This is a genomic window from Ruminococcus flavefaciens 007c (assembly GCF_000571935.1).
GTDB classification, from domain to species: Bacteria; Bacillota; Clostridia; order Oscillospirales; family Ruminococcaceae; genus Ruminococcus; species Ruminococcus flavefaciens_F.
This window is the reverse complement of the sequence record NZ_ATAX01000024.1, coordinates 153891-178732: the sequence shown is the minus strand read 5'-3', so window position 1 is coordinate 178732 and position 24842 is coordinate 153891. Positions and strand designations below refer to the sequence as shown.

The following is a 24842-nucleotide window of genomic DNA, read 5'->3' as shown; positions in this document are numbered from 1 at the left end:
TAATGTACAAGATTGATAAACTTAACGAGCTTGCAAAGGTAGTTGCTGCCAAGAGAGCGGAAAATGCAGCTCTTGAACCCAGACGTATGACAGCTGAAGAGAAGGATGAGCTCCTTGCTCACTTCCACCCCGATTACAAGCAGGATGAATTTACAGTGCTCTCTGCAGGTGTAAATAAGGGAGATAAAGTTCCAACACAGCTCGCTGCTCTGCTTCAGGGCAAGAGCCGTATCAGTGCTTCCGATGTTGATCTTTCAGCTCCAGATTATGATACAGATGTACTTATCATCGGCGGCGGCGGTGCAGGTGCATCAGCTGCTATCGAAGCTGACGAGGCCGGCGTAAAGGCAATGATAGTTACAAAGCTTCGTATTGGCGACGCTAATACAATGATGGCTGAGGGCGGAATTCAGGCTGCTGACAAGCCAAATGACTCTCCGGCGATACATTTTCTCGACGCTTTCGGCGGGGGACATTTCGCTGCAAAGCCCGAGCTTGTAAAGAAGCTGGTTACAAAGGCTCCTGAGGCTATCCAGTGGCTCAATAAACTTGGCGTTGAGTTTGACAAGGAGTCCGACGGCACAATGGTTACTACTCACGGCGGCGGTACTTCACGCAAGAGAATGCACGCTGCAAAGGACTACTCAGGTGCTGAGATCATGCGTACTCTCCGTGATGAAGTAATCAATCGCGGTATCCCTGTAATTGATTTTACTGCTGCTGTTGAGATAATACTTGATGAAAACGGTAAGGCAGCAGGTGCTGTACTCATGAATATGGAGACAAAGGAGCTTCTCGTTGCAAGAGCTAAGACAGTCATCATCGCTACAGGCGGTGCAGGTCGTCTTCACTATCAGGGCTTCCCGACTTCCAATCACTACGGTGCAACTGCTGACGGACTTATCCTCGGCTACAGAGTAGGAGCTAAGCTTCTCTACGCTGATACTCTTCAGTATCACCCAACAGGTACAGGCTATCCTGAGCAGATCTTCGGTGCGCTCGTTACCGAAAAGGTTCGTTCGCTGGGAGCTAAGCTCGTAAATATTGACGGTGATGTATTCATGCATCCGCTTGAGACCCGTGACGTTACAGCTGCTTCCATTATCCGCGAATGTACAGCACACGACAAGGGTATTGAGACAAATCTCGGAAAAGCGATCTGGCTTGATACTCCTATGATTGAGTACATACACGGCGAAGGCACAATAGAAAAGCGTATCCCTGCGATGATGAGAATGTTCGGTAAATACGGTATTGATATCAGAAAAGAACCTATACTTGTTTATCCTACACTTCACTATCAGAACGGCGGACTTGATATATCTGATGACTGCGCTACAGGTGTTGAAAATCTTTATGCAGCAGGTGAGGTTGCTGGCGGAATACACGGACGCAATCGTCTTATGGGCAATTCTCTCCTTGATGTTATTGTTTTCGGCAGAAATGCAGGTATATATGCTTCAGCCAAGGCTAAGGAGACTGCTGTTCCTGAAAAGCTTACTCTTGAGCATATAGAAAAATTCAATAATGAGCTTAAGGTTTGCGGAGCTGCAAGTGAAGTTGCTTCTCCCATGCTGCTTCCTCATTATGCAAGAAAGAAATAAAAGAAAAGGGACGCTTATCAAAGCGTCCCGAAGTATGTTATTATAAAAGAAAGTCAAGTGATAAATAATGGATATGTTTAATGGGATCCTTTCGATCCATGGTGTTTCGTTCCTTATGATCTCGGTTATTGCCATTGCTGCTCTTGGATATGTACTTGGAAGAATTACAATAAAAGGCATTTCTCTCGGTACCGCAGGTGTATTTATTGTAGCCCTGATCTATGGCTGCGTTTTCTATAAGCAGCTTTCGGAAGAGATCAATACCGATTTTGTAGGCAATGCATTGAAAATAGTTGATAATCTCGGACTCATACTTTTTGTTACAGCTGTCGGATTTATTGCGGGACCTAATTTCTTCGGAAATTTCAAGAAAAACTTCAAATCCTATGTAATTCTTGCAGTAATAATTATTTTAAGCGGCGGACTTGCCTGCGCAGGCTGTATCATGGTCGGCAGGAACTTCACAGACCTTTCCAACGAAGAATTTACGGCAATGCTCACGGGTATACTCTCCGGTGCTCTTACAAGCACCCCCGGCTTCTCGGCTGCCAAGGATGCGGTGGGAAGCGACCATTTACAGAGTATCGTTTCCGTGGGTTATGCCATAGCATATATCTTTGGCGTTATTGGTGTTGTTCTCTTTGTTCAGATAATTCCAAAGCTTGCAAAGGCTGATATGGCAAAGGAAAGAGAAAAGCTTGCTCCTACCGCTAAAAAGGACACAAAAGAAAAGAAAATGTTCAAGCTCATCGAAATGGACAGCTTTGGCATTATGCCGTTTGCAATGGCTGCATTTTTCGGTATAATAATAGGTTCGTTCAAGTTCGGCAACTTCTCACTTTCGACAACGGGAGGATGTCTGCTGGTATCACTTATATTCGGGCATTTCGGACGTATCAGCAAGTTCTCGGTAATGCCGAAGGATTCGACACTCAAGGTTTTTCGCGAGCTTGGTCTTATGTTCTTCCTCATTGGTGCAGGTGTATCAGGCGGAGCAAAATTTGTTCAGTACTTTGATGCAGTATATTTCCTCTATGGAATGATAATGACTATCGTACCGATGATAATAGGTTACCTTTTTGCAAAATATGTATTGAAATTGAGCCTTCTCAATAATCTTGGCTCTATCACAGGCGGTATGACATCTACTCCTGCTCTTGGAACACTGATCAGCACTGCAGGTACAGAGAATGTTGCTTCTGCATATGCAGCTACATATCCCGTTGCTCTTATCTCTGTTGTACTTGTTTCGCAATTCCTTATTATACTATTCAAATAATATTCCATGATAAAGCTCCCTCTGAAGCTTACAATTATGCTTCAGAGGGATTAATTATATAAATGAGTATTATACGCCAATGAATGTAATATTTTAATAAGTAACTCACGGCAAAGCCGTGAGTTTCAGATTACAAAAAAGAGCGGGAGCATTAAGATAAGAATGCTCCCGCTCTTTTTTCCGAGAAATTATTTAACACCGTACTGCTCTCTGTATTCGAGCATTTTATCAAGATATTCCTTACCCGAAACAATATCATTCTTTATAGCGTCTATTATATCTTCCATTGTAACAATGGGATATACTATAACACCAAAATCACGCTTTACTTCCTGAACAGCTGAAAGCTCTCCTGTTCCTTTTTCCATACGGTCAACAGTTATAACCATACCCGTAACATTTACATCGGCTGCTGTCATAAGCTTTGGCATTGATTCTCTGAGAGCCTTTCCAGAAGTCATTACATCATCTATGATGATAACTCTTTCTCCGTCTGTAAGATTTTTTCCTACAAACATTCCGCCCTCGCCATGGTCTTTTACCTCTTTCCTGTCAAAGCAATATGAAACATCGATGCCGAATTTATTGCTCAGTGCAACTACAGCCGAAACCGCAAGAGGGATGCCCTTATAAGCAGGGCCGAAAAGCGTATCAACAGGGATATTATTGGCATTTATGCACTCTGCGTAGTATTCACCGAGCTTAGCAAGCTGAGCTCCTGTTTTGTAATTTCCGCAGTTGATAAAATACGGAGCTTTTCTGCCGCTTTTCAGAGTGAACTCTCCGAAGGTGAGGACACCGCAGTCCACCATGAATTTTATAAAACTTTCCTTGTAAGTCATTTTAATAACCTCCGTTATGTATTTTAATATCCTGTATTGCACAGGTTATAGACATTTTTATATTGCTTCGTATATATGGCCACAAAACGGACATCTCGGATAATCAACATCGATCTCTGCTCCGCATTCTGTGCAAACCTTTTTCGGCAGAATATCAATATTGTCATCAATATCCTGTTTGAATTTGCCCGCAAATCCGGTAGGATGAGTTACAGGGAATATACCTATGAGCATACCGCATTCGGAACAATAATAACCAAGAGTTGTGTCAACAGGAACTTCGCAGAGCTTCTCAAGTCCGTCATAGAATGTCGAAACGGGATATACAAGAGAAGATCCCTTTGTAGGAATACCACGTTTCTCGATCTTGAACAAGCCCTTCAACATGGTTTTTCCACAATGTATCATAGATTATCCCTCCTTACGAAGTTATACTATAATTATAATCTATTTCAGAAGATAATTCAAGTGTTATAATAAGAAAATAAAAAACTTGGAAAAATGACATAAATCACTTGAAATAAATGCAAAAAAGAGGTATAATATATTCATATGCCACCCGGCAATATCTCGGTTTGCCGAATACCGTAATTCGGCAGCTCTCTGATGAGTCAGGAGAAAATATGGCTAAAAAGAAAAGTATAACAAGGATCTCCAATAAAAAAAGAGGACGACCAAAGGTCAAATTCAGTATCTGGGTATTGCTTTTGATATTTGTCCTATCGTTTGCAACTTTTTTTGTACTGTATATGTTAGCAGCTAATTTTAATGAAAACTTCTTTGATGAAGAGTTTGGCAATGTTGTTGTGGAAGAACAGAATGATGATCCTACTGTTCCTGATAACGGTGAAAAGACTGAAGATGGTGATCCGACAGGTAAAGCCGGAGGTCTTTCGGTAACTAATCCTATCGCACAGTCAGAGGCAAAGGATGCGTCGTATTTTGAATCATGCTGTATCATTACTGATTCTACACTGATAGATATGGCTAAGTACACAGGTTTAAAGGATGTTGTCGCAAGTGATCAGCTGAGCGCTGTAAGCTGCAATACAACAGTAATAGAGTCATCGTACGGTTCAAAAACAGCTTATGAAACTATTCAGATCAAAAAGCCGAAGAACGTTTATATAATGCTCGGAAGCGATATAGGCAAGTCGTCTGTTGATGATATGATAGCAAGCTATACAGAGCTTGTAAAGAATCTCAGAGGATACCTGAAGGAGTCTGATATCTATATAATGCAGCTGCCTCCCGTAAGGAATGATGATACAGCTGTAAGCAACTCAGCCATTAACGAGTTCAATACCAAACTGCTTACGATCGCCAATACAAATAATGTATATTGTATTGACACAAACACAGCACTTAAAGGTGTTGACGGAATGATCTCGGAACAGTACCGGAACGCCGAAACAGGTGTTCTGTCAGAAGCAGCATATAAAACTTTAGCTGATTATATACTTTGTCATACTGTATAATTTTTAAGCCCAACACTATATATAGTGTTAGGCTTTCTACATTTTGTAGACCGCTTTTAAACGCCGAAATATAGCCTAAATCTATTTTAATAAATGATTTATGCACTTTTATCACAAAAAAATCAGATTATTTCGCATGGTGATTGTACAGGTATCACATTGACAACTGCCCTCTAATGCTTTATACTATACATTAGAGCAATTGAAAGACAGACACTATATATTGTGTTTGGAGGTATGATAAAGAAATGATAATCCATATTATTAAAAGAGACGGAAGAAAAGTTCCTTTTAATATAGAGAAGATCGCAAACGCTATCTTCAAGGCTGCACAAGCTCGGGGGGGCACGGATTTCAATGTGGCAATGGACGTTGCCGTTGAGGTCTGCAGACTTTACGAGGAGCAAAATCCGGGAAAGACTCCCACTGTTGAAGAGATTCAGGATCTTGTTGAGAAAGTTCTTATTGAAAAAGGCCACGCAAAAACTGCAAAGGCATATATTCTCTATCGTTATGAGCGTACACGCTCTCGTGAGATGAAAACCAATCTGATGTGCGTACTCAATGAGCTTACCTTCAGCCCCGCAAAAGACAGTGACATAAAGCGTGAAAACGCTAATATAGACGGCGATACCGCTATGGGAACCATGCTCAAGTATGGATCGGTATCAGCTAAGGAGTATTATGAGATGTATGTTCTTGAGCCCGCACACGCAAAGGCTCACCGCGAGGGGGATATACATATTCATGATCTCGATTTCTATACATTGACTACAACCTGTACACAGATAGATCTGAAGAAGCTTTTCACAAACGGCTTCTCTACGGGACATGGATTCCTCAGAGAGCCTAATGATATTGCAAGCTATTCAGCTCTGGCGTGTATTGCTATACAGTCGAACCAGAACGATCAGCATGGCGGTCAGAGTATACCGACATTTGATTACGCGATGGCAGACGGTGTAAAGAAAACATATGCTGCACGTTATACTCAGAATGTTGCAAGGGCTCTTTCGCTTATCGGCGGTGTCGAGAACGAATTTGATGTTGTTGATGAGATAAAGAAAGAAATCCTCGAAAACTCCGGACTTAAGCCTGTTCTTTCCAATGATAACGGATATAAAGAAAAAGAGATGGAACTGCTGCTGAAGTATACCGATAAGGAAACTGCTGAGAAAATTCAGGCTTTCGCTACAAGAAATGCTGAAAAGGAAACAGACAGAGCTACTTATCAGGCTATGGAAGCACTTATACACAATCTCAATACTATGAACAGCCGTGCAGGTGCTCAGACTCCGTTCAGTTCGATAAACTACGGAACAGATACAACTCCCGAAGGAAGAATGGTAATAAAGAACGTTCTCCTTGCACAGGAAGCAGGTCTCGGTAACGGCGAGACTCCTATTTTCCCGATACATATTTTCAAGATCAAGGACGGTATTAATTACAATTCAACCGATCCTAACTATGATCTTTTCAAACTTGCTTGCAGAGTTTCCGCAAAGAGACTCTTCCCGAATTTCTCGTTTATTGACGCACCGTATAATCTCCAGTATTACAAGGAGGGCAATCCTGATACAGAGATCGCATATATGGGATGTCGTACACGAGTTATCGGAAATAACTATGATCCTTCAAGAGAGATCGTTACAGGCAGAGGAAACCTCAGCTTTACATCCATAAATCTACCTCGTCTTGCAATAAAGGCAGATCATAACGTTGGCCTGTTCTTTGAAATGCTTGAAGAGAAGATGGAGCTTGTTATTGATCAGCTCATGCACCGCTTCAATATCCAGTCTCAGAAGAGAGTCAGAAACTACCCCTTTCTTATGGGACAAGGAATATGGATCGATTCCGATAAGCTTGCTCCCGATGATACAGTCGGTGAGGTGCTTAAGCACGGAACACTTTCCGTTGGATTTATCGGTCTTGCAGAAACATTAAAGGCTCTTATAGGTGTACATCACGGCGAAAGTGAAGAAGCACGTGAACTTGGTCTTGAGATCGTTTCGGCCATGAGAAAGCGCCTTGACGAAGAATCCAAGAGGACAGGTCTTAATTTCTCACTTCTTGCAACTCCTGCAGAAGGACTTTCTGGCAGATTTGTTCGTATGGATGCAAAGAAGTACGGAATCATCGAAGGCGTAACAGATCGTGAATATTACACAAACTCTTTCCATGTACCGGTATACTATCCTATAAGCGCATTTGACAAGATCAAAATAGAGGCTCCATATCACGAGCTTACAAACGCAGGTCATATCAGCTATATCGAGCTTGACGGTGATCCGCTTGAAAATCTCAGCGCATTTGAGAAGATAGTTCGCTGCATGAAGGAGTCCGGAATAGGATATGGCGCAATAAACCATCCTGTTGACCGTGATCCTTGCTGTGGATACACAGGAATCATAGGCGAAACCTGTCCTTGTTGCGGCAGAAAAGAACATTCAAACAATGTTGCTTTTGACAGGATACGCCGTATTACAGGTTATCTTGTTGGTACACTTGATCGTTTTAACAACGGTAAGCGTGCCGAAGAGCATGACCGAGTAAAGCATAATGTATAAGGTGATATAATGGAACTCAGGATTGCCGGAACGGTTAACGATTCTATTGTGGACGGACCGGGAATAAGATTTTCAATATTTGTACAGGGCTGCCCTCATAACTGTGAGGGCTGCCATAATCCTCAGACTCATGATTTCAACGGCGGAAGTATTATAACGACTGAGGAGCTTCTTGAAAAGATAAGATCAAATCCGCTGCTGGACGGCGTGACGTTCAGTGGAGGAGAACCGTTTTGTCAGGCAGAAGCTCTTTCAGAACTCGGAAAAGAGATCAGAAAGCTTGGACTTAATATCGTGACATATACGGGCTACACTTTTGAGCAGCTTTTTGAAGGACACCAAAATAATCATTGGGGCGAACTTTTATCTGTAACAGATTTTCTTGTGGACGGACCTTTTATCCTTGCACAGAAGGACTGGGAAATAAAGTTCAGAGGAAGTTCGAATCAGCGCTTTATTGACTGTCAGACTTCTTATAAAGAAGGAAAAGCAATCGAGTGCGAACCATAAAAATAAAGCGGTTTCCGATGTAACGGAAACCGCTTTTATAATTGTGTAAAAAATCCGCCTTGCCGTCATATAGTGCATAAAACCCGCACGAAGCAGGTGGGTAAACGCCCTTATGCTTCTCGCTCCCTTCTTCCGCAGGGCGGGAGGTCTGCAGTCCACATACGGAGTCGAATTCCCTAGGATTATGTGTTGGATTATAAAAACTATAATTACTCGAACAAGGCAGAATATTTTCTTTTGTATATTTATTATAGCACAAAGATTTCAAAAAATCAATAGATTTTTATGTAAAATGATTAAAATATGATCGTATCACTCTTCAAAAGCATCCTGTAATCTTTCCATAAAATATGATGATACAGTTTCAAATTCATCTTCATCGTCAATAGAAACAAGTATTTCTTCATCATCTTCTTCAACAGACTTTAATATAACGAGCTCACAGTCTGAATCAAGGAAATTATCATCTTCGATAGCGGGAAGCATTGCAAAATACTGTTCTCCATTGATCTCTGCAATGTCAAAAAGTTCAAATTGCTTTTTGTTTCCTTCTTCATCGATAAGCTCGAAAAGATCAGGCGTAAATTCATTCATTTCCGACATATTCATTCACCTCACAGGCTTTTTCTTTACAAATAACATTATACACTAATATAACAAAAAAATCAAGTGGAAAAACAAGGAGAATATAATAGTCAGATTGCATAATTTGGGATTTTGTTATTTGTTGGATATGCCGAATTACATTAAAATAGTGTGCGAGTTTAAAGAAAACTATTGACATTGCACATAAGATGTGGTAATATATAATCAAAGAAAAGGAGAGCTCAACAGAGTTTTCCAAGCTATATTTACTTGGACTGAGGCAACGCCTCAATGTAAATGATTTTATGCGGAAGGGAGAGTGAGTCCAATGGAAGGAAATTCAATTTACAGTAATGAAGCCGGCGGGCTTGCTGAGTAATCGGAAAGAAAGTAGGGAATATAGGCTTCGTGCTTGTTCCATTGATAAAGCTCATTAAATGCTATATATCTGATTATAAGGCTGACGTGTAATTGATTTGTAGATCTGAACGGCTTCATGTTAAGAAATTATTCCGATACAGTGTTATCTGAAATTTCGACAGTAGTCTTTAGATATACTGAAAATATTTAAGTAAAGGTTGAGTCCAATGAGAATTTAGGTTATTACTTTATGATCTTGCATGATATTCGGAGCGGATGTGTACCGTAACGGATAAATACAACTTTATAGGTGATTCCAATGGAGAATTTTTATTAAGCTTGATTACTTTATTTAAAGGATTGATGTACAATGAAAAATAGGTACACATTAAAAATCTGATCCGAAAGGGTGAGTCCAAAGGGTAATTTAGCAAAGTGATGAAAGTCGCTTATATAAAATTGAATAGTAACACCGCCCCGATCATGTGATCGGGGCTTTGGGTTTTATTTAGCAATAATATATATCCATTATGATTTGATTTTCCGTATGTTATCATATAATTATCACAAAAATGGTTATAATATATTATAATGATTAATTATGCGGAAAGGATGAACGAGATGTCGGATAATTATGATGACAAGGATGGTTTCGGCTCTAATAATTGGAGAAAAAACGATCAGGATTATAATGATTACAGATCGGATCATTCAAGTGATTTAAATAACAGTAATGAGCAATTTGATTCTGGTTCGTATACATTTACTTCGGAAAACTCACAGAAAAAGAGTAAGAAGCGTTCATATACTTTTTGGAAGTGTTTAGCCGGTGTACTTGCACTTGTTATTGTTGGTGCCGGAGGAGTAAAGGTAATAAAATTTCTTCGTGAAACAAGAGATGAGCTTGCAGAGTTTTCTGGAAGTACAAACAAGACTGTTGTTAATAAAGTAGATGAAATAAAACCTACAGAAAATGACGAAAAAGAGAAGATGCCAAGCTTGATTGAGCTTGCTTCAAGAGCAGATGCAAAACCTCTTCCGGATATTGTTGATTCTATTATGCCTTCGGTTGTGGGAGTTGCTTCGACATTTGAATTTACGCCTCAGCAGTCTTTCAGTATCTGGGGATGGAATTCTCAGCCTCAGCCCCAGAAGGCAAGAGCAACCGGAACAGGATTTATTATTTCAGATGATGGATATATTGTTACAAACGCTCATGTTGTATATGATGAAAACTATAACGCAGGTGAAGCTATTGAGGTATCTGTCCTTTTCAGTGATGAGACAGAGCATGAAGCAAATATTATCGCTTACGATCCCGAAACAGATATCGCCGTGCTGAAAGTTAACGAGACCGGTCTTAAACCCGCGGAACTTGGTGACAGTGACGAGCTTCGTGTCGGCGAATTGGTTATTGCTGTCGGTAATCCTCTCGGATTTGACCTTTTTGGTACAGTTACAAGCGGAATAGTTTCCGCACTTAACAGAAAGATCGATATCAATGAAAAGAAAATGAGTCTTATTCAGACGGATGCAGCTATAAACAGCGGCAATTCCGGAGGCCCCCTTCTTAACAGCTGTGGACAGGTTGTTGGAATCAATTCAGCAAAAATGTCATCAAGTTACAGCAGCAATATGGCAAGTGTAGAAGGGCTTTGCTTCGCTATTCCGATGAAGGAAGCAAAAGGCATCATTGATGACCTCATAAATTATAAATACGTTACCGGAAGGCCTCAGATCGGCGTATATACAAATGATATCAGCGAGGCCGAATCGAGATACTGGAATATTCCTGTTGGTGTATATGTTTACACTGTCCAGGAGGGCGGTGCTGCTGAAATGGCCGGAATCCAGGTCGGCGATGTAATAATTGATATCGAAGGTGAAGCGATCGCAACACACCAGGAGCTTCAGGAAGTTATCAATAAGTTCAAAGCAGGAGATACAATCAATATTACAGTTTCCAGACAAGGTAAGGATTTGAAGTTCAAGGTCGTTCTTCAGGAAAAGAAGTATCTTTCTGAAAAACAAAGGGCATTCATGAAGGATAATTCAAGAACTGTTGAAAATTAAACAGTAATCAATTTTATTTATAAGATAAAAAAGCTCCAATAGAATCTATTGGAGCTTTTATTATTTATATTTTTGAATATGTTTTCTGAATGAATTTATCACCGTACACAAGAAATCTCTTATGTATTCCGGAGCCTATATCGCCGGCTTCATCATAAGCTTTCACCGAAAAGATCAATTCACGGCCGTTTACTTCAAGGAGCTCGGCCTCGGCGCAAACCTTCATATTTTTTGGAGTAGCAGAAGTATGCTTGACATTCATTTCCGTTCCAACAGTGGTTTCGTCACCTTCAAGGTACTCTGTAATACAGCTGCAGGCAGCTTTTTCCATAAGCATTATCATAACAGGCGTTGCAAAAACCTCAAGGCTGCCGCTGCCAACATTTTTGGCCAGTTCATTCTCTGAAACTGTTAGCTCTGATGTACCTGTAAGACCTATTGTAATATCTTTCATTTCAATCTCCTTAATTATGAGTTGACAGTTCTTCTTCCGGAATAGGTGAAGGTGAAAATTCCTCCATGACAACTCTGTCTATTGTAAGTATGTCGAGTTCGTCATTCTTTGGAATTTCGCTGTTATACTCCGAAGAATACACAGGTAATTCATTCATATAGTTATTCATTTTCTCAATAAAGGCATCTCTCGGAGCATCAATTATATTAAGAATAATATACGGAATATAGAAAAACGAAGTCTCATTTTTGGGTATGTATGAAAAATCAGCATTATAATTGCTCCAGAAGAAGTATTTTTGCTGATACAGAGGAGAACAGTTTTCACCTGTAAGACCAAGCTGATTATAAACACTTGTTTCTCCTCTGAGAGAAGGGAAGTGATCTCCTACAAAGAATACCAGCGTCGGTTCATCTATTTCTTTAAGCTCATCAAGGAACTTCTTAAGTCCCTGATTGGTATGCTCTATCCAGGTCAGATAATTGCCGAATTCATCATCTGGATCATCACCCTGATTATATGGCTGATGATTCTGCATGGTAGTTGTATGCAGATATATCGGCTTATCGGAGTTCTTAATCTCATAAATTATCTGATCGAATACAGTCGAATCATCAACGTAAGTACCAAAATGTTCAACAGGTACTGTAAAATCGGTGGTATGAGAATAATCATCATGATAGATCATTTTCTCGAAGCCGAAATGTCCATATATCTTTGCTCTGCTGTAGAATCCGCTCTGGAAGGGATGAACATATATTGTCTCATATCCCCAGCTTTTATAATACTGTGCAAGTGCGGGCTGCTCACGGTCAGCAAGCTCACGCTGAGGCATATTAGGTGTATTCAGACCTCTTACAGGAAGTCCGAAAAGAAGCTCGAATTCCGAACGGACAGTCCAGCTTGCATAGGTAGGAGTTATGGCGATACCTCCCTGACCTTCGGAAATAGCTCTGTCGAAATACTTATAGTACTTCTTATCAATATCCAACTGGTCAAAAGCACGGAAATCTGCATAAGATTCGCTCATTACAACGATTACATTTGGCTTTTTGCCTCCGTTGAAATCCTCGTTGGTATCGACAGGTATGTCCATTATTTCCTGAATATACTCTTCGCTGTAATCTTCGGGTACAACGAGTCTGTTGGAGTAGCTTTCAGTGGCCGTCTGTATAAGAAATGCAAGAAAATGATTATTTTCAAATTTTTCATTAAGCTTGAATGTGTTTGTAGCATCTGTGGTGTCAAGCTTGAAAGTCCTGTATACAGGCTTATAAAACGAGGGAAGAACTATCATTGCTGTAACAGGAAGCACACAAGCGCATGACGCAGTTACTCTCTTCAGAGGCGAAGCCTTTATTTTAGGATTGAAGTACATAGCTATAAGCAGAAAAGCAATAACTATCAGGTAACAGATTATCAGTCTTGGTGTAATTTTTATATATGCAAATGAGGTAAGACTCTTAACACTTTTTACCAGCTTCATATCGGAAAGTATCAGGTGGTTGCCGTTGGTTCCGTATTTAAACAGCTCTGTTGTGCTAAGAGCAGTAAAAATAAAGCTGTGAACAAGCATTGCTACCCAGCCTTTTTTCAAAATACTCAGCAGGAATACGAAAACTAAAGCTGTCAGCAGAATACCAAAGACAAAAACGGTTGGTCTGCCCGTAAAAAAGTTCAGACATGACGAAAGACTCTTGGATTGTGTTATTTCAGCCATGCAGCATATAAATACAGGAAATATTATCATCAGGAAAGTATTGAATTTTTTATACTTTTCTGTGTTTCTTTCTCTTTTCTCATTGAATTTATGTAATTTGGGAAAACGTATCTTTTTGTTTTCCTTTGTTTCTACCGATTCAAGAGCAGCTTCAATCGGATCGGCAGAGTCCTTAATGAGCGTTTCGTCTTTTTTTATCTCGTTTTTCCGAGTGCTCACTATTGACTTTTTCGGCATTATCATCATCCTTCTTCTATATTTTTATAAAATATCTTATGTTTCTTATTTTAAATACATATTATAAATATATCATAATCAGGACGAAAGTTCAAGATTTGAGAAAAAATATCATCATTTATTCACGAAATTCAGCGCATTAGTAATTGTGCACGGTAATAAAGTGTAAAAATTGTCTATTTTGATGATACTATATCTTGAGCCAACCTTTTGAAGCAGCATCAACTATTACTGACTTTATGAGCTTTGCAAGTTCTTCCGATTCGCCGAAGTAATCCTTGTTTCGGTTCATTACCTGCTCCTTGTAAATGTCGTGTTCTTTCCATGATATACCTTTTTTGGTATAATTCAGCATTAAAGGCTGAAGTCGGTCAAGAACAGCAGCAAATCGTGCTTCATTGGTTTTACAGTCCTCAAATTCTCTCCAAAGCCCATAGAATATATCTTTCTGATCATGCGGAAGTAAACCGAATATCCTTTGAGCTGCATTTTCTTCTCTTTCGGCTTTGGTAGAATTCCCCTCAGAATCATAGCAATATGTATCGCCTGCATCTATCTCAACGATATCGTGAAGCAGAACCATTTTCATTACTTTTACTGTATCTATCTCCTTGTCAGCGTATTCAGACAGAAGCAAAGCCATTACAGCAAGATGCCAGCTGTGTTCCGCATCATTTTCCTTCCTGTCTTCATGCAGAACATAGGTCTGGCGGTAAAGATTTTTCATTTTATCAAGTTCAAGCACGAAGTTTATTTGTTTGCAAAGTCTTTCATTCATATCAATCATCTCAGATCACCATTCCTCCGTTGACAGCAAGAACCTGTCCGGTTATATACTCAGATTTATCGGATGCAAGAAAAGATACCGCATCGGCAATATGCTTAGGTTTACCGAATATTCCAAGAGGAATATCTTCAAGTATAAGGGAAAGATCTTCCTCGGAAAAACGGCTGTTCATTTCTGTCATAATAAATCCGGGAGCAACACAGTTTACTCTTATGCCTGAAGGAGCGATTTCCTTTGCAAGTGCCTTGGTGAAGCCTATCATGCCTGCTTTGGAAGCAGAATAATCCACTTCGCAGGAGGCTCCGCACTGTCCCCACATCGATGAAATATTTATAATATTGCCGTTGTGTTCTTTTATCATATTTTTTAATGCTGCTCTTGCGCAGTTCATAGCGCCCTTCAGGTTGATATTGAGGATCTTTTCGGAAATATCATCAGAAATATCGGTGAAAAGCCCGATTTCAGATATACCTGCATTATTTACGAGCAGATCAAGATGACCAATGGAACAGAATACAGAATCAACTTCTTTTTTACCGGAGACATCAAAACGTATGGCTTTTCCGTTTATCTCTTTTGCGATTTTAAGTGCTTTTTCTTCGGAATGAGCGTAATTCACGTATACTTCAAAACCATCTTCCGCGAGTCTGCGGCAGATCGCTTCGCCTATGCCGCCTGCTCCGCCTGTAACAAGTGCTGATCTCATTTTTTCCTCCTTAAAAATGCTGTATTTGCATTTATTATAACATATATTCACGTAAAAATCCAGTATTGTACTTGAAATTAGACGTGATTCATGTTACAATATATAATATATTAATCTGGGAGTGTTGGATTTGGAACAGAAAAAAATTGATCGTATAAACGAATTGGCAAGGAAATCAAAGGCTGAAGGCCTGACAGAAGCTGAAAAAGCTGAGCAGACTGAGCTCAGGAACGAGTATCGCAGAGCGGTTACAGGTAATCTTGCCGCTCAGCTTGAGAATACATATATCATGACACCTGACGGAAAAAAGAAAAAAGTTGGCAAGGGAAGGTGAAACATATGACCAGTAGTGAGCTTTTTGATGCTGCAGTAAAAGCAGCAGAGAAGTCATATTCTCCATATTCGGGATTTTCAGTCGGCGCAGCTCTACTTACTTCGGACGGAAAGCTTTTTACAGGCTGCAATATCGAAAATGCTTCGTATTCCCTCACTATCTGTGCTGAAAGAACAGCTGTGTTCAAGGCAGTATCAGAGGGCTATAAAAAATTTTCAGCTATTGCTGTTGCCGGAAGCAATAACAGCGACTTTTCAACACCGTGCAGTCCTTGCGGGGCTTGTTTGCAAGTTCTTGGCGAGTTCTGCGGTGACGACATGAAAATTGTTCTTGCAGACGGTGAACACTTCCTTTCGGAATTCTTTCCTTTACGCTTTTCAAAGGAAAATCTTAAATGATTGAAATATACATATTTTTCGGCGATAAGTGAAGCTGTAACGAACTTCTCATATCGGTGACGAGCAGTAAGGTGTGATTCGGCGTTATCAGAAATTTTTAACGATAACCATGAACATTCGTAATATAAGCGGGTGTTCGATTATTTGATATGATATGTTTTGAAAAGGAGCTTGTCGGACATTATGGAACAGATAGAAAAGGTTTTACCTAAATACGGTGAAAATATTATTGTCGGTGTTATTTACAAAAAGCATTTTGAATGGTATGTTGCTCCCAAGAACTTGTGGAAGATGGATTATAAAAAGCTGTATTCAGTATGGAAAACACTCTACGAGCGCAGCGGCAAGTCTTTAGCACTGTTTGAAGCAGATAAAGGAACTTTCGAGCAGTTTTGCAGAAAAAGATGGGGAATAGAGGTATTAAACGATGATACTGCAAGTCATTTTCTCGGCCATCTGTTTAAATGCAGATATTCAGCTGATGAACTCAGACTGCTTAGAATGATCGCCCATGACGACCGTAAAAATGACTATGATAAGTCTCTTTTTATTGATTTTGACAGCAGGATAATGTATTCTCAATTTCCGAAACCGGAAAATTTCGAGAATTTCGTGCCTGACGGCTGGACAGGGAAGTACGGCGATTTTTCGCGTTATATACCTTCAGATAAACAATTATGATCGGAGGATTTATGCTTAAAAATCTCATAGAAAAACACCTTCTTGAAGTTCAGAAACCATCAAGATATATAGGCGGCGAAGTAGGAAGTGTTATAAAAGACAAATCCAAGATAGATGTTCGTTTCGCTTTTTGTTTTCCCGATACATATGATATAGGAATGTCTCATCTGGGAATGAAAATTCTATATTCTCTGACAAATGAAAGGGAGAATTACTGGTGTGAGCGCTGCTTTGCTCCGGGTGAGGATTTTGAAAAAATAATGCGCGAAAACGGTATACCGCTTTATGCACTTGAAAGCCTTGATCCCGTCAGTGAGTTCGACTTTATCGGCTTTACCATGCAATATGAACTTTCGTATACAAACGTTCTGAATATGCTTGATCTTGCAGGAATACCGATCCTGGCAAAAGAAAGATCTCAGGAGCTCAGGCAGATCGTAGTTGCGGGAGGTCCTTGTGTGTGCAATCCCGAGCCTCTTGCGGACTTTTTTGACATATTTATCCTCGGTGAAGGTGAAGAAGTAAATCTTGAGCTTATGGATCTTTATGCTGAATTGAAAAAGAGCGGTGCTTCAAAAGATGATTTTCTGCGCAAGGCTGCCCGTATCGAGGGAGTATACGTTCCTAAGTTTTATAATTTTGTGTATAAGTCTGACAGAACAATCGATCATGTTGAAGCTGCCGAGGGTGCTCCCGATATCATACAAAAAAGGATAATAAGGGATCTTGATAAGGTCTACTATCCTGATAATTTTGTTGTACCTTTTACGGAAATAGTTCAGGACAGAGTTTCTGTTGAAGTGCTGCGAGGCTGTATAAGAGGCTGCCGTTTTTGTCAGGCGGGCTTTATTTACAGACCTTTTCGCGAAAAGCATACCGATACAATATGCAAAGAGGCGAAATGCCTGTGTGAAAACACTGGATATGATGAAGTTTCGCTTGCATCACTCAGTACCAGTGACCATTCCGAAATAGATCCTATGCTTACAAAACTGCTTGATTATACCGTTAAAGAGCGTATAAACCTCTCTTTACCGTCTCTTAGAGTTGATAATTTTTCGGAATCCCTGCTTGAAAAGATAAAAAAAGTACGTAAAAGCGGACTGACATTTGCAGCTGAAGGCGGTACGCAGAGACTTCGTGATGTCATTAACAAGAATGTCAGCGAAGAAGAGATAATGAACACCTGCAAGATTGCTTTTGAGGGTGGATATTCATCCGTAAAGCTTTATTTTATGATGGGTCTCCCGACTGAGACAGATGAAGATATTGTCGGTATTGCGGAGCTTGCCGAGCGTATTATCGATCTTTATTACAGTATTGAGAACCGTCCGAAGGGCAGGGGAGTACAGATCTCCATAAGCTGTGCTACCTTCGTTCCAAAGCCATTTACGCCTTTCCAGTTCGAACCACAGGATACAAGAGAAATGATCGAACACAAGCAGAAACTACTGCTTGACTCAGTAAAGACCAAAAAGATCAAGGTCAGCTATCATAATCCTGATGTCAGCCTTCTTGAGGTCATTCTTGCAAAGGGCGACAGAAGGCTTTGCAAGGCTGTATATACTGCATGGAAGAAGGGCTGTAAATTCGACAGCTGGGAAGAGCATTTCCACTTTGACAAGTGGCTTGAAGCTTTTAAAGAATGCGGTATAGATACGTCATTTTACGCTAACCGTCGTTTTGATTACGATGAGGTGCTGCCATGGGATCATCTTGATTATCTTGTGTCAAAGGAATTCCTTATAAGGGAAAACAAGACCGCTCATCAGTCAAAAACTACGCCGAATTGTCGTCTCAGATGCTCGGGCTGTGGTGTTAATAAAAAAGTTGGGAGGGAATGTTTTTGCTGAGAGTCAGAGCAACTTTTAAGAAAACAGGCCGTGCAAAGTACATATCTCATCTCGATCTAAACCGCTGTATGCTGAGAACATTCAGGCGTTCGGGGCTTCCGATATGGTATACGGAAGGCTTTAATCCGCATCCTTATTATTCATTTGCTCTCGCCTTGTCATTAGGCTTTGAGAGCGAATGTGAGATACTGGATTTTAACATTACAGACGATAATATGTCCATGGAAGAGATACGAGACAGACTAAATGCAGTCATGCCCGAAGGAATGGGGATAATATCTGTTGCAGAACAGGTGCAGAAAATAACGGCTATTGCCAAAGCAGAGTACAGCTTCTCACTTTCCGCAGATTCTCCGGATGAATTACTCAGTGAAGTTGAAGCTTTGATCGCTGCTCCCGAAATACTTATTGATAAGAAGACCAAAAAAGGCATCAAGACTGTTGATATAAAGCCGGATATGGAGATAATATCATGTACAAGATCCGGTAATTCCGTTGATATTGTTATGAGACTGCCGGCAGGAACACTGACTAATTACAATCCTACGCTTTTCTGCGATGCGCTGAAAAAAAATGGTTCCGGTATGTTCGAGGCCGAAAGATTTGTGCGCAGAGCAATTCTATGCGAGGATAATTCGATTTTCAGGTGATACGATATGGAGATAATCAATAAGAATATAGACGGCGGAAAGGCTTTTGACTGGGGACGTACTTCCTCAGATTATGCAAGATTCAGAGACATATATCCGCCTGTATTCTATGATAAAATTGCAAACAGAGGTCTTTGTATTGAAGGTCAGAAGGTTCTTGACCTTGGAACAGGTACAGGTGTACTGCCGAGAAATATGTACAGATACGGTGCAGAATGGATCGGAACGGATATTTCGGAAGGACAGATAGAACAGGCAAGACGTCTTTCTGCGGAAAGCGGCATGAATATCGAGTATATCGTAAGTTCAGCGGAAGATCTTGATTTTCCTGACGAGACATTCGATGTTATAACTGCCTGTCAGTGTTTCTGGTACTTTGATCCTAAGACTGTCATACCAAAGCTCTACAGACTGCTCAAGCCAAATGGCAGGCTCGTTGTACTTTTTATGGGCTGGCTTCCCGATGAAGATGAGATAGCTGGAAAAAGCGAGGAACTTGTATTGAAATACAGTCCCCAGTGGACCGGTGGGGGATATAAGCGTCAGCAGGCTTACATATCTGAAAAGACCTACGATTATTTTTATATGACGGAACATGAGGAGTTCGATTTAATGGTTCCGTTCACACGTGAAACATGGAACGGACGTATGAAAGCCTGCCGAGGAATAGGCGCTTCACTTAGTCAGGACGAGATCGCAAAGTGGGAAAAAGAGCATCTGGAGCTCCTTGAAAAGCTTGCTCCGGAGAAATTTGAGGTATTGCACAGTGCTTCGATAGTAGTTCTTTCAAAAAAATAAAAATAATTTTCTATTTTTTTGAAAAAAACTCTTGCAATTTCCTTTAAAGTATGGTATGATATAAAAGCATTTGAAATCCGTTCGGGTATTTTTATGCCCGGATGAGAGTTAATGCCGAAAGACATTAAATCGGATAGTCCGCTGCCTGATGCTCATTATTTGAGCCCTTGCGCTGTATATGCGCGATTATTTAGTATTTTCTGCATTTGCCGAATGCTGAACGGCTTATGGCGGAACAGGTATGAATGTTCGGAAATTTTAGGAGGAAAATAAAATGGATGCACTTAAGTTAATCAGCGATTCAAGCATGAAGGAAAATGTTCCGCAGTTCAACGTAGGTGATACCGTAAAGGTTCACGTTCAGATCAAGGAAGGCGACAAGAGCCGTATCCAGATCTTTGAGGGTACTGTAATTGCAAAGAAGCACGGCGGAATCAACGAGACTTTCACTGTAAGACGTGTTGCACACGGTTGCGGTATCGAAAGAGTATTCCCGCTTCACTCTCCTGTTGTTGACAAGGTAGAGGTTGTAAGATGCGGTAAGGTTCGCAGAGCTAAGCTCTACTACCTCAGAGACAGAGTTGGTAAGGCTGCTAAGGTTAAGGAACAGATCCGCTAACAGGTTGCAGACTGAGTTCAGCCGAAATATATCGGCTGACTCATCTTCTTTCCTTAAGGGACTTAAAGTCCCTTTTTTGCTACATTTTGATAATTATTAAGTCTGGAGGCAGCAATTATGGCTGATATAACAAAAGATAAAACAGAAAATAATGAAATAGAAGAAATTGCCGATGCAGTTGAGGAAACTGTCGAAGAGACAGCTGAAACAGCTGAGGAGATCGCTGAATCGCTTGACGATGACGATGAAGAGACTGTAAAAGAGCAGGACGAAGAAGCTGAAAAAAAGGAAAGCAAGATAGTCGATGATATTCTTGAAATAATCGAGTCCACTCTTTTAGCTGTATTTGTCATTGTAATGATATTTACATATCTGCTACATCCTGTTAATGTAGTAGGAGGCTCTATGAACGATACACTCGTTAACGGCAACAGGATTTTTATGACAACTGTTTACACAGGGCCGCATTACGGTGATATTATTGTTATCAACAATGATATGGCATATCTTCTTGATCAGAGCGGAAACGTCATTGACAAAGACATAACCGGCTCAGATCTTAAAGAGTGTATCATAAAGCGTGTCATTGCCGAGCCTGGACAGACACTTGACATCGATGCCGAAAAAGAACAGGTCATCGTCGACGGAAAGGTTCTTGACGAGCCTTACATTAAAGAAACAGTAAACAGCACCGGCGGAGCTTTCAATTTCCCCATAACTGTTCCTGAAGGTTATTATTTTGTAATGGGTGATAACAGAAGAGGTTCTGCTGACAGCCGTTTCCCTGAGGTAGGTCTTATCAAGAAGGAGCAGATATACGGAAAGGCAGTTCTCAGATATTCACCTATAAAGGATTTTAAGATCCTTTTATTCTGAGATCAATGAATGCTATTTCAGGCATAAATACATAAAAGTTGCGGGAGGTTAGTGTGGATAACACCGATATGAAACAGATCCAGTGGTTTCCTGGACATATGGCAAAAACAAGGAGGCTTATTGCTTCTAATCTTTCTCTTGTTGATGCAGTTGTTGAGATCGTTGATGCACGCTCGCCTCTGAGCAGCCGTAATCCCGAAATGGATCACCTGACAAAGAATAAGCCAAGACTTGTTATTCTTAACAAAAGTGATCTTGCAGATGATAAAACAACTCAGCGCTGGATCAATTATTTCAGATCTGAGGGCAGCGAAGCAATTGCTGTAGACTGCAAGTCAGGAAAAGGACTTAAATCAATACTTCCTGTCATAAAAAAAAGCGTGCTGAAAGAACTTATGGATAAAAGGGCAAGAAACGGCATGACAGGTGCTGCTGTCAGACTTATGATAGTCGGTATACCAAATGTCGGAAAATCGTCTATTATAAATAAGTTAGCTGGCTCTAAGCGTGCCAAGGTCGAGGACAGGCCGGGAGTTACCCGTACAAAACAATGGGTAAAGCTGGATGATAATACAGAGCTTCTGGATATGCCGGGAGTACTCTGGCCTAAATTTGAAGATCAGGATGTTGCTATAAGACTGGCATTTACAGGCGCTATAAGCGATGATATTCTTGATATAGAAACTCTGGCTATGAAGCTTCTTTCTTATCTTGCGGAAAATTATCCCGAATCCATTATTGAAAGATATAATATAGACATTTCTGATAATGAAACCGGGCTTGATCTTCTCGAAAACGTCGGAAAAAAACGCGGAATGGTCATATCAGGCGGCGAGATCAATACCGAAAGAGCTGCAATTACCGTTATCGATGAGTTCAGGGGCGGTAAGCTCGGTAGGATCTCTTTGGAAAATCCGCCCGAAAAGGAGCTGTAATGGCAAGGATAATACTTCATAAAGAGCTTTTTGATTATGATGAAGAGCTTCGCAGACAGTATCCTGTAATATGCGGAGTCGATGAAGCAGGACGCGGACCTCTTGCAGGTGATGTTTATGCTGCTGCTGTAATTCTGAAGGACGGGGTTCTGATAAATTATCTCAATGACAGCAAGAAAATATCAGAAAAGCACCGTGAACTTCTTTATGATGAGATTATAGAAAAAGCAGAGGCTTACTGTGTTGCAACTGCCAGTGTCGAGGAGATCGACAGGCTAAATATTCTTCAGGCTACAATGACAGCCATGAAAAGAGCTGTGGCAGGACTTGGCTTAAAGCCTGATCTTGCACTAATTGACGGCAACAAACTGCCGGAGCTCGAGTGTGAAAGCCGATTTGTTATACACGGTGATGCTGTTTCAGCTTCGATCGCAGCTGCATCTGTACTTGCTAAAGTGTCCAGAGACAGGTATATGCGTGGACTTGACGAGAAATATCCTCAGTACTGCTTCAGCCAGCACAAGGGCTATGGTACAAAGCTGCATTATGAAAGAATTGCAGAATTCGGCATTTCTGATGTCCATCGCAGAACATTTCTGAAAAATATCATATGACTAACAGCGAAATAGGAAAGCTCGGCGAAGACAGCGTATGTGCATATCTTGTCGGGCATGGATATACTATCGCCGCAAGGAATTACCGTATAAAAGGCGGCGAGATCGATATAATCGCCGAAAACAGCGAATATATCGCCTTTGTTGAAGTCAAGGCACGCAAACCGGACAGTATGGTATCGGGCTTTGAAGCTGTCAACAAGCGAAAACGCGGTCTGGTTATCAAAACAGCCGCAGATTATTGTTGTAAGCATCCCAATTTGTTGCAACCCAGATTTGATGTCGCACAAGTCATCATCGACCGAGGAAGGGTGCTCAGCATTGATTATATTATAAATGCCTATGATACCACAGGCTACAATTTCATATTTTGAAGGGTGATATTATGTTCTATAACAGCACAAGAAACAGTGAGGTAAAAGTAAGCAGCGCTGAGGCTATTACTCAGGGAATTTCCGTTGAAGGCGGTCTTTTTGTTCCTGAAACCATCCCGCAGCTTTCTCTTGATGAGATAAAATCTATCGGAGATATGAAGTATGCGGACAGAGCGGCTTATATTTTTGCAAAGTATCTCACTGATTTTACCGAGGCTGAGATACATTATTGTACTGATAATGCTTACAGTACCAGAAATTTTGAAACAGAGAGCATCGCAGAGATCGCTCATCTTTTCGACGGAACATATATGCTTGAGCTCTGGCATGGTCCAACCTGTGCTTTCAAGGATATGGCTTTACAGATACTTCCTTATTTCCTTACCACCTCTGCCAAGAAGATTAATCTTGACAAGAAGATCGTTATTCTTGTAGCAACTTCGGGAGATACAGGAAAAGCTGCTCTTGAGGGCTTTAAGGACGTTGAAGGTACTTCAATACTCGTTTTCTATCCCGAGGACGGAGTAAGTCCTATGCAGAAGCGCCAGATGAAAACTCAGGAAGGCTCCAATGTCGGAGTATGCGCTATAAAGGGCAACTTTGATGACTGCCAGAATGGTGTTAAAGCTATTTTTACCAATGATGACGTAAAAAAGTCCCTTGACAACAAAGGCATGATGTTCTCAAGTGCTAATTCCATAAACTGGGGAAGACTTGTACCTCAGGTCGTATACTATGTGTCTGCTTATGCCGTACTTGTTAAGGACGGCGAGATCGAACTGGGCGAAAAGATCAATATAGTTGTTCCAACAGGTAATTTCGGTAATATTCTTGCCGCATATTATGCAAAGCACATGGGAGTGCCTGTAAATAAGCTTATATGTGCTTCAAATATTAATAATGTTCTTACAGACTTTATAAATACAGGTGTTTATGACAGAAACAGACAGTTCTATGCTACTGTTTCTCCTTCAATGGACATACTCATCTCAAGCAATCTCGAGAGACTTCTTTACATAATGACAGGCAGAGATGACGCTCTTATCCGCGAATGGTTCGGAAAGCTTGCTTCTGAAGGCCGATACGAAGTAAACGCTGAAGTAAAGGCAAAACTCAAGGAAGAATTCGCAGCAGGCTTCTGTGACGACAGCCAGACAAAGGCTACTATACACGCTATATATGAGAAGTATTCATATACCTGCGATACTCATACTGCTGTTGCTGTAAAGGTTTACAACGATTATAAAGAAACCACAAAGGATAATACAAAGACAGTCATCGCTTCTACTGCAAGTCCTTACAAGTTCAGTGCTGCTGTTCTTGAAGCTCTTGAAGGTAGAAATTCAGATATTGACGAGTACGATAAGGTCGGCCGTATCGCTGAGCTTTCAAACATACCTGTTCCTGCTGCTCTTGCTGAATTAAGAAATAAGCCCGAGCGCTTCAATGACGTTATAGACAAGTCTGAACAGAAGGAATATGTGCTCAGAACACTGAGTATATAACCT

25 protein-coding genes and 1 other RNA gene are annotated in these 24842 nt (G+C 40.7%); 18 read left to right on the top strand and 8 right to left on the bottom strand.

Features of this window, described 5'->3' with window-relative positions; genetic code table 11:
- The first annotated feature begins 2 nt into the window (after positions 1-2).
- Both RF007C_RS08765 and RF007C_RS08760 read left to right on the top strand, forming a co-directional pair.
- Positions 3-1604: an FAD-dependent oxidoreductase gene (locus RF007C_RS08765; RefSeq protein ID WP_037299169.1), complete on the top strand. Its 1602-nt coding sequence runs from the start codon at positions 3-5 to the stop codon at positions 1602-1604.
- Positions 1605-1671: 67 nt separating this feature from the next.
- A complete protein-coding gene (locus RF007C_RS08760) occupies positions 1672-2883 on the top strand; it encodes a permease (RefSeq protein WP_037299167.1) in 1212 nt (403 codons plus the stop codon).
- Between the two features lie 188 nt (positions 2884-3071).
- Here the strand turns inward: RF007C_RS08760 and pyrE are convergent, their stop codons facing one another.
- Positions 3072-3725 (bottom strand): orotate phosphoribosyltransferase, encoded by a 654-nt coding sequence (pyrE, locus tag RF007C_RS08755; RefSeq protein ID WP_019678716.1) that lies wholly within the window; start codon positions 3723-3725, stop codon positions 3072-3074.
- Positions 3726-3782: 57 nt separating this feature from the next.
- Positions 3783-4133, bottom strand: coding sequence for a hypothetical protein (locus RF007C_RS08750; protein WP_019678715.1), 351 nt, complete (start codon positions 4131-4133; stop codon positions 3783-3785).
- Positions 4134-4348: 215 nt separating this feature from the next.
- On the opposite strand from RF007C_RS08750, the gene RF007C_RS08745 reads away from it, so the two are divergent.
- From RF007C_RS08745 to nrdG, 3 genes are all read left to right on the top strand, one after another.
- The gene (locus RF007C_RS08745) at positions 4349-5203 is read left to right on the top strand and encodes a hypothetical protein (RefSeq protein ID WP_037299165.1); all 855 of its coding nucleotides are present in this window, start codon (positions 4349-4351) and stop codon (positions 5201-5203) included.
- A 248-nt stretch (positions 5204-5451) separates the two neighbouring features.
- On the top strand, positions 5452-7770 hold the full coding sequence (locus tag RF007C_RS08740) for an anaerobic ribonucleoside triphosphate reductase (protein ID WP_037299163.1): 2319 nt from the start codon (positions 5452-5454) through the stop codon (positions 7768-7770).
- A 9-nt stretch (positions 7771-7779) separates the two neighbouring features.
- Positions 7780-8280 (top strand): anaerobic ribonucleoside-triphosphate reductase activating protein, encoded by a 501-nt coding sequence (nrdG, locus tag RF007C_RS08735; protein WP_037299161.1) that lies wholly within the window; start codon positions 7780-7782, stop codon positions 8278-8280.
- Between the two features lie 47 nt (positions 8281-8327).
- On the opposite strand, the gene ssrS is transcribed toward nrdG, so the two are convergent.
- Both ssrS and RF007C_RS08730 read right to left on the bottom strand, forming a co-directional pair.
- Positions 8328-8512: non-coding RNA, 6S RNA (gene ssrS, locus RF007C_RS16970), on the bottom strand.
- Between the two features lie 80 nt (positions 8513-8592).
- Positions 8593-8883, bottom strand: a complete 291-nt coding sequence (locus tag RF007C_RS08730; RefSeq protein WP_019678711.1) for a DUF1292 domain-containing protein — start codon at positions 8881-8883, stop codon at positions 8593-8595.
- Between the two features lie 963 nt (positions 8884-9846).
- On the opposite strand from RF007C_RS08730, the gene RF007C_RS08725 reads away from it, so the two are divergent.
- On the top strand, positions 9847-11298 hold the full coding sequence (locus RF007C_RS08725; protein ID WP_037299159.1) for a S1C family serine protease: 1452 nt from the start codon (positions 9847-9849) through the stop codon (positions 11296-11298).
- A gap of 64 nt (positions 11299-11362) precedes the next feature.
- Here RF007C_RS08725 and RF007C_RS08720 read toward each other — a convergent pair whose 3' ends face one another.
- The 4 genes from RF007C_RS08720 to ymfI all read right to left on the bottom strand — a co-directional run bounded on the left by RF007C_RS08720 (position 11363) and on the right by ymfI (position 15202).
- Positions 11363-11752, bottom strand: coding sequence for a thioesterase family protein (locus tag RF007C_RS08720; protein WP_037299157.1), 390 nt, complete (start codon positions 11750-11752; stop codon positions 11363-11365).
- 10 nt (positions 11753-11762) lie between these two features.
- A complete protein-coding gene (locus tag RF007C_RS08715; protein ID WP_037299155.1) occupies positions 11763-13709 on the bottom strand; it encodes an LTA synthase family protein in 1947 nt (648 codons plus the stop codon).
- Positions 13710-13899: 190 nt separating this feature from the next.
- On the bottom strand, positions 13900-14487 hold the full coding sequence (locus RF007C_RS08710) for an HD domain-containing protein (RefSeq protein ID WP_343203235.1): 588 nt from the start codon (positions 14485-14487) through the stop codon (positions 13900-13902).
- Positions 14488-14497: 10 nt separating this feature from the next.
- Positions 14498-15202, bottom strand: a complete 705-nt coding sequence (ymfI, locus tag RF007C_RS08705) for an elongation factor P 5-aminopentanone reductase (RefSeq protein ID WP_037299152.1) — start codon at positions 15200-15202, stop codon at positions 14498-14500.
- Between the two features lie 130 nt (positions 15203-15332).
- Here ymfI and RF007C_RS08700 point away from each other — a divergent pair, with 130 nt between their 5' ends.
- The 12 genes from RF007C_RS08700 to thrC all read left to right on the top strand — a co-directional run bounded on the left by RF007C_RS08700 (position 15333) and on the right by thrC (position 24839).
- On the top strand, positions 15333-15536 hold the full coding sequence (locus RF007C_RS08700; protein WP_037299151.1) for a DUF896 domain-containing protein: 204 nt from the start codon (positions 15333-15335) through the stop codon (positions 15534-15536).
- Between the two features lie 5 nt (positions 15537-15541).
- A complete protein-coding gene (locus RF007C_RS08695) occupies positions 15542-15934 on the top strand; it encodes a cytidine deaminase (protein ID WP_019678703.1) in 393 nt (130 codons plus the stop codon).
- A 183-nt stretch (positions 15935-16117) separates the two neighbouring features.
- Positions 16118-16615 carry a hypothetical protein gene (locus tag RF007C_RS08690; RefSeq protein WP_051456601.1) on the top strand — a complete coding sequence of 166 codons (498 nt, stop codon included), beginning with the start codon at positions 16118-16120 and terminating at the stop codon, positions 16613-16615.
- Between the two features lie 11 nt (positions 16616-16626).
- Complete coding sequence (locus RF007C_RS08685; protein ID WP_037299149.1) at positions 16627-18468, top strand: TIGR03960 family B12-binding radical SAM protein; 1842 nt, start codon at positions 16627-16629, stop codon at positions 18466-18468.
- Positions 18462-19118, top strand: coding sequence for a TIGR03936 family radical SAM-associated protein (locus RF007C_RS08680; RefSeq protein WP_051456600.1), 657 nt, complete (start codon positions 18462-18464; stop codon positions 19116-19118). The genes RF007C_RS08685 and RF007C_RS08680 overlap by 7 nt, the downstream gene beginning before the upstream one ends.
- Before the next feature lie 6 nt (positions 19119-19124).
- Positions 19125-19916 carry a class I SAM-dependent methyltransferase gene (locus RF007C_RS08675; protein ID WP_037299146.1) on the top strand — a complete coding sequence of 264 codons (792 nt, stop codon included), beginning with the start codon at positions 19125-19127 and terminating at the stop codon, positions 19914-19916.
- Positions 19917-20190: 274 nt separating this feature from the next.
- A complete protein-coding gene (gene rplS / locus RF007C_RS08670) occupies positions 20191-20535 on the top strand; it encodes a 50S ribosomal protein L19 (RefSeq protein ID WP_019678698.1) in 345 nt (114 codons plus the stop codon).
- 117 nt (positions 20536-20652) lie between these two features.
- Positions 20653-21411: a signal peptidase I gene (gene lepB, locus RF007C_RS08665; RefSeq protein ID WP_037299145.1), complete on the top strand. Its 759-nt coding sequence runs from the start codon at positions 20653-20655 to the stop codon at positions 21409-21411.
- 53 nt (positions 21412-21464) lie between these two features.
- On the top strand, positions 21465-22346 hold the full coding sequence (gene ylqF, locus RF007C_RS08660) for a ribosome biogenesis GTPase YlqF (RefSeq protein WP_242836290.1): 882 nt from the start codon (positions 21465-21467) through the stop codon (positions 22344-22346).
- On the top strand, positions 22346-22960 hold the full coding sequence (rnhB, locus tag RF007C_RS08655; RefSeq protein ID WP_037299143.1) for a ribonuclease HII: 615 nt from the start codon (positions 22346-22348) through the stop codon (positions 22958-22960). Before ylqF ends, rnhB begins: the two co-directional genes overlap by 1 nt.
- Positions 22957-23334: a YraN family protein gene (locus RF007C_RS08650; RefSeq protein WP_037299142.1), complete on the top strand. Its 378-nt coding sequence runs from the start codon at positions 22957-22959 to the stop codon at positions 23332-23334. The genes rnhB and RF007C_RS08650 overlap by 4 nt, the downstream gene beginning before the upstream one ends.
- Before the next feature lie 11 nt (positions 23335-23345).
- A complete protein-coding gene (gene thrC / locus RF007C_RS08645; protein ID WP_037299141.1) occupies positions 23346-24839 on the top strand; it encodes a threonine synthase in 1494 nt (497 codons plus the stop codon).
- Positions 24840-24842 lie beyond the last annotated feature (3 nt).